General features: G+C 42.8%; 8 protein-coding genes and 1 tRNA gene. 5 read left to right on the top strand and 4 right to left on the bottom strand.

Annotation, left to right across the window (positions count from 1 at the left end; translation table 11 throughout):
* Positions 1 to 75 precede the first annotated feature (75 nt).
* Positions 76 to 537 (bottom strand): SRPBCC family protein, encoded by a 462-nt coding sequence (locus tag A3729_RS10660; RefSeq protein ID WP_068511282.1) that lies wholly within the window; start codon positions 535 to 537, stop codon positions 76 to 78.
* 201 nt (positions 538 to 738) lie between these two features.
* On the opposite strand from A3729_RS10660, the gene A3729_RS10655 reads away from it, so the two are divergent.
* From A3729_RS10655 to A3729_RS10635, 5 genes are all read left to right on the top strand, one after another.
* On the top strand, positions 739 to 2,919 hold the full coding sequence (locus A3729_RS10655; protein WP_068553867.1) for an AsmA family protein: 2,181 nt from the start codon (positions 739 to 741) through the stop codon (positions 2,917 to 2,919).
* The gene (gene mutY / locus A3729_RS10650; protein WP_068511288.1) at positions 2,919 to 4,010 is read left to right on the top strand and encodes an A/G-specific adenine glycosylase; all 1,092 of its coding nucleotides are present in this window, start codon (positions 2,919 to 2,921) and stop codon (positions 4,008 to 4,010) included. Before A3729_RS10655 ends, mutY begins: the two co-directional genes overlap by 1 nt.
* Positions 4,011 to 4,055: 45 nt before the next feature.
* On the top strand, positions 4,056 to 4,328 hold the full coding sequence (locus A3729_RS10645; RefSeq protein WP_068553869.1) for an oxidative damage protection protein: 273 nt from the start codon (positions 4,056 to 4,058) through the stop codon (positions 4,326 to 4,328).
* 143 nt (positions 4,329 to 4,471) lie between these two features.
* A tRNA-Phe gene (locus A3729_RS10640) sits at positions 4,472 to 4,547 on the top strand.
* Positions 4,548 to 4,720: 173 nt separating this feature from the next.
* Positions 4,721 to 5,392, top strand: a complete 672-nt coding sequence (locus tag A3729_RS10635) for a pseudouridine synthase (RefSeq protein WP_068553871.1) — start codon at positions 4,721 to 4,723, stop codon at positions 5,390 to 5,392.
* A gap of 138 nt (positions 5,393 to 5,530) precedes the next feature.
* On the opposite strand, the gene A3729_RS10630 is transcribed toward A3729_RS10635, so the two are convergent.
* The 3 genes from A3729_RS10630 to A3729_RS10620 form a co-directional block, all read right to left on the bottom strand.
* Positions 5,531 to 7,066, bottom strand: a complete 1,536-nt coding sequence (locus A3729_RS10630; RefSeq protein ID WP_068553872.1) for a cell wall metabolism sensor histidine kinase WalK — start codon at positions 7,064 to 7,066, stop codon at positions 5,531 to 5,533.
* A complete protein-coding gene (locus tag A3729_RS10625) occupies positions 7,056 to 7,805 on the bottom strand; it encodes a response regulator transcription factor (protein ID WP_231872177.1) in 750 nt (249 codons plus the stop codon). Before A3729_RS10625 ends, A3729_RS10630 begins: the two co-directional genes overlap by 11 nt.
* Before the next feature lie 112 nt (positions 7,806 to 7,917).
* Positions 7,918 to 8,709 (bottom strand): spondin domain-containing protein (locus A3729_RS10620; RefSeq protein WP_231877412.1); only part of this gene is annotated, 792 nt, incomplete at its 5' end.

Here is an 8,709-nt window from a genome sequence, read left to right as displayed (position 1 = left end):
AGCCATTTACTTCTCCGAAAATAAAATAATAAATAGATAAATTAGATAGCCTTATTTATCCACAGCACAAAAGGTCTAAGCCAATGCGCCTTTCAGGTTGTCGATATACTCATCAACCATTGCACTAAATTCATGCTTAACAACCGGGCTAATTGCTAACTTAAGCAGGCCTGGTAAAGGCAAAGTCAATTGCGCAGAAGTCGTTAATTTCAAGTTAGTTACGCCGTCACCTTCGGTTATTTCCCACTTACCTGATACAACGCCATTACCCTCACCCTTAACAGGAGTCCAAGTAACTTCACATGCGGCTTCGTCAGCAGAATACTTACAGGCATAAACAGTCTGGATTGCATGATCACCCAAGCCTACCTTTTCCATTTCCCAAAGAAAGGTATTGTCACCTTGATCGGTTAGTGCTTCAACTTTTGGGAAGTGGGCGCCTGAAGCGGGCACATCCGCCAACAATGCAAAAGCAGTGCTTGCATCGGCTTTAACGGTAAACTCGCGATCAATATCAATACTTACTTTAACGGTCATTTCCTACCTCACTATTATTATCACTGGTGGTTTTCTCAGGGTGTATTTCTGTGCGGGCAAGCCTATTAATGAGCGTTCCGATTAGAAATTCGAAAAGCTTCAATGACATAATCCTGCAGACCAGCAATAATAAACACTTCAAAGATAAAAAGCCACGATACCTTGAACAAGAAACCGACTCATTAAGGGCCATATACAGCAATGAACAAATTTCTTAAATTCAGCTTACTTTTGGTTATCGGACTGCCCTTATTAGCAGTGCTAGGTATCGCGCTGTTCATTCAGTTTCAAGATGCAAATCGCTTCAAACCTACGATTGAGCAGCAAGCTATAGAACAAGCCGGAATAAACTTATCGATAGACGGGTCCCTAACCTGGTCTTTGTACCCACTCGGCATTGATATCAACGATATGCAAATCAGTGATCAGCATGGACAAGCGTTTGCATCTATTAAGAGAATACTGGCGCAGGTAGACCTATTTTCTTTACTCAAGGGTTCACCCAGCGTTCACACCCTGCTTCTCGATAGTGCAAAAATATCGCTATTTGAAGACGAGCAAGGAAAAGCCAATTGGCTTAATATTCTACCAACACAAGAAACAGCGGCACTGGAAAAAGACACCTCGGAAACGAAAGCAAAAGATTCAAATCAAGACTCAAAAAACCAGAAGACTTCTGAGCTTTCGTTTTTACTCAGCCAGCTAAGCATATCTAACCTAAACATTGCTTATACATCAGAGCTCAAAAACCAAAGCATTAAACTTTCACCTGCGAGTATTAAGGTTTCAAACATAGCACCAAACAAAGATGTACCCTTCGACATAGACTTCACCTTCGAAGACACCATAGAAAAACTAACACTCAATTCTAATATTATTGGCCTTATCGAGTTTTCACCTGACTTTTCAAAAATTACGGTAAAAGAACTCAAGAGTAATTTTGAAGCGAATGGCGCCTTCTCTCAGTTCGAAGTAATTAATGCAAGTCTCGACAGCAAATTCACTGTGAACACCAGTAAAGAAGAAATAGTGGTTGAGGAGCTTTTCCTCATACTCGAGGAACTCAAGCTTGATAGTCAGTTAAGCCTTACAAACTACTTAGAATCACCTCACCTTCAAGGGCAAGTCCAAGTCAACAAGTTCAACCCCAAGATTCTAGCCGAGAGATTTGGAATTGCATTACCCACCTTATCTTCACCTGAAGCGCTAAACGCATTTAGCCTTTCGAGTAAGCTCGAATTTAAAGACCAGGCTCTATACTTTCAACAAATCAACACACAAGTAGATAAGAGTTCATGGCAAGGAGACCTTACATTCAATAGCAGTAATCAAGCGTTTGCACTTAGCCTTGTCGGTGACTCAGTTAATATCGATAATTATTTACCCGCCGAAGAGGAAAATAACAACACCCAAGCAAGCGCCAACGATGAAGCACCAACGAACAACCAAACCAACTCAGAGCTTCTGCCACTAGAAACACTGAGACAGCTCGATCTAGACATATCTTTAAAACAACAAAGCTTAATTGCAAACAAAGTCCTGATCGAAAATCTTAATGTCGAATTAGCCGCAAAGAACGGAATCGTCAGCGTAACAAACCTGTCTGCGAAGTCTCATGAAGGCATACTAAACACGAGCGCAAAAATAGATGCGCGTAGCAACAAACCTACTTGGCAAGCCGATACAAAGATATCAAACCTTAACTTAGGCACTCTGATTCAAGCGCTGGAAATTCAAAATGCCGAGGACAGCGCTAGCCTCAGTGGCACTCTCAATTTTAGTGCTGCGCTGACAAGTCGTGGTAACACCTTAAGCGAAGTTCAAAGCAATGCCTTGGCTCAATCCGAATTTGAAGTACTCGACGGTGAAGTTCAAGGCATAAACTTCAAGGCACTAAGCTGCAAAGGATTGGCCCTAATAAATAAAGATTCTATCGATACTAACAACTGGCCAAAAGCCACACCTTTTGATCTGCTTAAAGGCAGCGCCAGTTTGAAAGATGAGATTCTCACGAACAATTTCGAGCTAACAAGCTCCGGATTGGCGATGAGCGCCGAAGGCCCTATCAACCTGAGCGCAACATCGCTAGACATAAAAACCGGCTTACGCGTCATTGGCGACTCTAATGAGCATGCCTGCAGGGTTAATGAAAAGTTCAAAGACATTCCTGTTCCTGTAAGATGCAAAGGAAAATTTGATACGCCTCCAGCTGAGCTATGTAAACTGGACAGCAAACGTTTACTCGATGCGACCAAGCAAGTAGCTGCTAAAGAAGCAAAGCGTAAATTAGATAAAGAACTGGATAGAGCCTTAAACAAACACCTTGGCGACAAAGATGAAATCAAAGATGCTGCCAAGAACCTACTCAAGAAACTATTTTAATGTCCACAGATAAAAGCTCATCAATCTTTGCAAATCGCCTACTAAATTGGTTCGACCAACACGGTCGCAAAAACTTACCCTGGCAAATAGACAAAACACCCTACAGGGTTTGGGTATCTGAAATTATGCTCCAGCAAACCCAGGTCAGCACAGTTATCGACTACTTCAAACGCTTTATGGCAAGCTTTCCTGATGTTAAAAGTTTGGCAGATGCTGACGAAGACAGCGTGCTCGAACATTGGGCCGGTTTAGGCTATTACGCCCGTGCGCGTAATCTACACAAAGCAGCAAAACAAATATCTTATGACCTGGATGGCGTCTTTCCCGAAGATGTTGACGGCTTAAGTGCCCTGCCAGGCATTGGTCGTTCAACTGCTGGCGCTATTCGTAGCATTGCTCACAAACAATATGCCCCGATTCTTGATGGCAACGTAAAACGGGTTTTATGTCGTTATCACGCCATCAAAACCTGGTCTGGCGAAAGAAAAACCGAACAAAAGCTATGGCTACTCGCAGATGAACACACACCGCAAGATCGTGTTGATGACTATACACAAGCCATCATGGATCTTGGCGCAACACTCTGCACACGCAGCAAACCTAAGTGCACAATTTGTCCAATGCAGGAAGATTGCCAGGCAAACAAAGCAGACCTACAACATGCCCTACCGGTTTCAAAACCCAAAAAAAAGATCCCTCAAAAGAAAACCTGGGCACTGCTAATTGAGTCTGATAAGGGAGTCCTACTTGAGAAAAGGCCGCCAAGCGGAATATGGGGTGGTTTATATAGCTTGCCAGAGGCACCACCCTCACTCACGCCACCAGACTTGATTCAATACTGCACCGAGAACTTTGGCATAGAAACAGAACTACTAGAAAGACACCAAAGCATTCACCATACCTTTTCTCATTACAAACTAGAGATACAGCCGGTTAAATTAAAGCTAAAAGCGTCACTACCAGAAGTACGCTCATCAGATAGGCTAAAGTGGATCCAAGAACATCAGCTTTCTAAATTAGGCCTGCCGGCACCAATATCTTCCTACCTTGAAAAGCTAAATTGTGATGATTTATTCAGATTAAATGACTAAGATTGACCCATCACATGCTATTTACTTACCACACGAGATCGAAACATGAGTCGCACTGTTTTTTGCAGAAAGTATCAAAAAGAACTGAAAGGCCTGGATACCCCGACAATGCCAGGAGAAGCGGGCCAAGATATTTTTAACAACATCTCTGAACAAGCCTGGAAAGAATGGCAAAATAAACAAACCATGCTGATTAACGAACGACAGCTCAATATGATGAGCGCCGAAGACCGAAAGTTCTTGAAAGAACAGATGCATAAATTCTTTAATAATGAAGACATTGAAAGCATAGAGGGCTATGTTACGCCTACAAAATAATCAAAATTTACGTTTGTGATTTTTTTTTAGTTTTAGCTCTTGACTCATCGAAACGAAACAGGTTTAATACGCCCCCGTTGCAGACATACCGAGACGCAACAAGTTGTACCAGTGCAAGATCAAGCACTTTAAATAATTGATATGCCCGGTTAGCTCAGTCGGTAGAGCAGAGGATTGAAAATCCTCGTGTCCTTGGTTCGATTCCGAGACCGGGCACCATTATTCGAAGAACCCGATCATCGCAAGATGTTCGGGTTTTTTCTTGTCTGCGATTTAGCCCAACCGTAAAAATATCGGTTGAATTATCACTTTCTGAATCGACAAATTTTAACTAAACACTTTTCTGTTTCAATTCATCTATACATCACCGTTTTTTCCGTCATACTAAGACAATGCAACATAAACCTGATGATTTTATCGCCCCGCCTTGCCACGAACATATCAAGATTCTTTATCAAGATGAGCATTTATTGCTCATTAACAAGCCGAGTAAATTGCTGAGTTTGTCAGGACAGAACCCTCTCAATATTGATTCAGTTCATTACCGACTCGTTAAAGACTTCCCTAGTGCTAGGTTGACTCACCGGCTCGACTTCGGCACCTCAGGTATTATGCTGGTCTCGCTTAGCAAAAGCGTTAATGCTCATATTGGAAAACAGTTTCAGGCAAGGTCGATAAAAAAGTCATATTGCGCGATATTAGAAGGCACACTCGAAAAAGATGAAGGTACGATTAGCTTTCCAATCGCAAAAGATGTGGCCAATTTTCCATTCCAGAAAATCTGCTACGAAACAGGTAAAGAGGCGATAACAAAATTTCAAGTTATTGAGCGCTACCTGAACCCTGACTTGACCAAGGTAACATTCACACCATTGACAGGACGAACCCATCAACTGCGAATTCATAGCCGCGAAATCTTACACCCTATTATTGGCTGTGACTTATATGCAACAGAGCGTAGTAAAGCAATGGCTGACCGCCTAATGCTACATGCAACAACATTGGAGTTTGTACACCCTATTTCAGGAAAACAAATAAAGGGCTTATGCCCCTCTCCATTTTAGCCGATACTAAACGCTGGAATGATATTCATTAACTCTACTCTTTCCCTTGAGTTAGTGCCGCTCCCCACAAGCAAAAAGTATGAGAAAAATCACTTTTCACTATTAAAAAAAATGAACATTCCCGTCTCACCCTCTAAGCTAGACCCTCATCAAAGCAAAGGAAAATTCTGTCCCGGTATTTAACTGAGATCTGACGCTAATGATACTGTCATGCAATTCAAGTATCTTCTGAACGATACTTAGACCAAGGCCAGCGCCGTCTTTCCTAAGCTCAGGATTTACGTCTGACGTAGACTGGTAGAAACGCTTAAAAACATAAGGGATATCTTCGGCAGCGATGCCACGGCCAGTATCAAAAACACCGACTTGAACGCCGCGTCCTTCTAACTTCAGTGACAAGGTAACTTCACCACTTTCTTTACTGTGAGAGATAGCATTATCAATCAGGTTCTGGAGCACCCTCTGCATAAGAGAAATATCGGCATTCACCAAAACATTCTCATCAGGCACTTTTGCGATCAATTCAAGCCCCTTTTCTTGCGCTCGTAATTCATAGTCTTGTCGCACATCGTAAACAAGCTCAGTCAAGGAGAATATCTCGTATTGTGGCTGAACCCTCCCCGCTTCTAGTTTAGATAATTCAAATAATTGACTAACTAAATCCCTTAAACGCTTGCTATGACGATGCGCCACTTCCAAATATTTTCTCTGCTTAGCAGAGTCTAGCGTCTCGGACTTGATAATGAGTGTTTCCAAATAGCCCTGCATGGCTGCCAATGGCGTTCTTAAGTCGTGAGAGACATTAGATATTAACTCCCTTCTTAAGCGATCACTTTCAGCGAGTTGATCAAACTGGCTTTGTATTCGTTGGCGCATAAGCGAAAAGGAACTCGATAAAACTTCAATTTCATCACTGTTACTCCTTAATTCCCAAGCATCACTTGTGCCTAGCTCAGCCTCACGATAAGTTCGAATTTCCTGAGCCAGCTTCCTCAGTGGGCTAGTAATTCGCTTGAAAGATAACAAAGCTGAGAAAACGAAGAATAGCGATATTGCGCACATCGCTCCTAAGACAATGCGAATGATATGGCTGCTTTGCAGTGATTCGGCTATCGAGGCAGACTCATGACTAGCGAGCACGATATACAGAAAGCCTTTCTGCTTACCCTGAAAGAAGACAGGCGCGGCAGAGAATATATTGAGTTTATCAGGCTCTCTTGGATTACTCCCCAAGACTGCCTCATTCCCCTCACCCTTTAGCCATGAGTCTATTGCCCGTACATTGACCTGACCTTTATCGATTGAGGCGTCGGGTAGCGCATGCCCTAATACTTGACCATTATTATCCAACAAATAAACTTCAACACTTGGATTGATCATCATGGTATTGATTGCGATCCCCTTAAGTGCCTTTTTATTGATATTAAGGCTGCCATTTTCTCGCTCTGCTTTGTCTAAAAACAAAGGCTCAGATAAATGATCCAGTATGTACGGTGCCAAGTCACGATGGAGCCGCTGGGTAACTTCTTGATGATATTTATCACTGCTCCATAGCGCTAAGACAAAGAACATCCCTGTCACAAAAATACCGATGATAGATATGGTGACAGCCAGCTTTGTATAAAACGGCAGCTTTCGTCTCATCGCACCCTTTTCAATGTTCTTACTCTCCAAAACGATAACCCACCCCCCAAATTGTATTAATATATACAGGGTTTGAAGAATCCGATTCCAGTTTTGATCGCAAGCGATTTATATGAGAGTTAACGGTATGCTCATAACCTTCGTGACCATAACCCCAAACCTTGTCAAGAAGCTCACTACGTTTAAAGACCTTTCCCACATGAGATGCAAAGAACCAAAGTAAATCGAATTCTTTCGCTGTTAGATCTAGCGTCTTTTCAGCTAATTTTGCTTTTCTAGAAGAGGAATCTAAAGAAAGGCTAAGATAGCTCAATACACTCGCTTCAGGTCTTGGTTTCTCACTCTGGGCAGACCGTCTAAGCAATGCTTTTACTCTTGCCTTTAGTTCGGCCACACTAAAAGGCTTAACTAAGTAATCATCAGCACCAATCTCTAGACCTAAGACTCTATCCAACTCAGTTGAACGGGAAGTCACCATCATCAGCGGCACATAAATTTGTGAGACTCGAAGCATTCTACATAGCTCCAAACCGTCTATGCCTGGCAGTTGTAAGTCTAAAATAATGGCGTTCCACTGCTCTGATCTCGCTCGCTGAAAACCCTCAACGCCATCACTAACAACTAAAATATCGGCGTTTAAGTCTCGAAGGTGAAGCGACATAAGGTCTGCGATATCGGGGTCATCTTCCACAATCAGAAAACGCTTTCTATCAAGGTCAGAAAGAACATCAACCGCTTGTAAACTTTTACTCTCCATATGAAGGTTCATTCTCTGCTCCCTAGCATTTATCATAAGCCTGTTTGAGACCATAAAAACGAGGAGAGAGTGAGGCTACTAAGCTTAAGAATAACAACATTCAAAAGCCCTCAAACAACGTGCGCTAACGAATACGTTCCACGCGAACATTCACAGCCGGGTTATCCCAACGGTGAACCTCACCTAAGGTTGAGCTTGATAAACCGTCGTCCTGAGTCACAACACCTGGGTGCAGATATGCTGCGTCCCGAACATCATCACGCGCAACATTGAACCCTTCACGATCGCCACCTTGTGCTGCAGGCCCGGGAATTGTGTCTGCTGTCTCGGTGTTCGCTTCAGTGCCCGTATCATAGGTCAGCAATTCAAAACTCATACTCTCGTCAATCTCTAGTGTGCTAATTGCTTTACCGTTTAAAGCTGCAATAGCATCATTCGAGTTAACCAACATAGACACAACACTCAGTGATAAAGTTCCCAAGTATTTTTCAGAAGTTTGAACCTGAAACGACTCATACTCTCCTGGCGCTATAATTCCAGCACCAGACTCAGCAAGATAAACGTAAGAATCGTCAAGCGATGAGGATAAGAACTGGCTGTTGTCTCCCCCTTCAGCTAGTAACTCGAGTTCATCACTCGCCCTATGACCCGTCTGAAAACTCTTCCATTGGGAATCGTGCAATAAAACTGCAGCAGGCGATAAAGGCTGACCAGCCGTCAAGTTGCTCACTGTAACTTCAAACTCAAGCATGTCATCCTGCTTAGAGTCGTTATCAGAACACGCGGATAGAATTAGCGATGAGGCCAGCAGGGCTCCACTCATCAACTTCTTATTGATAGAAAAATAACCGTTCATAGCTCTGCCCTGTATTCGCTTACCGTTACAGTAATCTTGGCAATTGGGTTCAACCATCTG

Source organism: Oleiphilus sp. HI0043 (assembly GCF_001634935.1).
The sequence above is the reverse complement of the archived record's forward strand: the minus strand, read 5'-3'. Positions and strand labels throughout refer to the sequence as shown.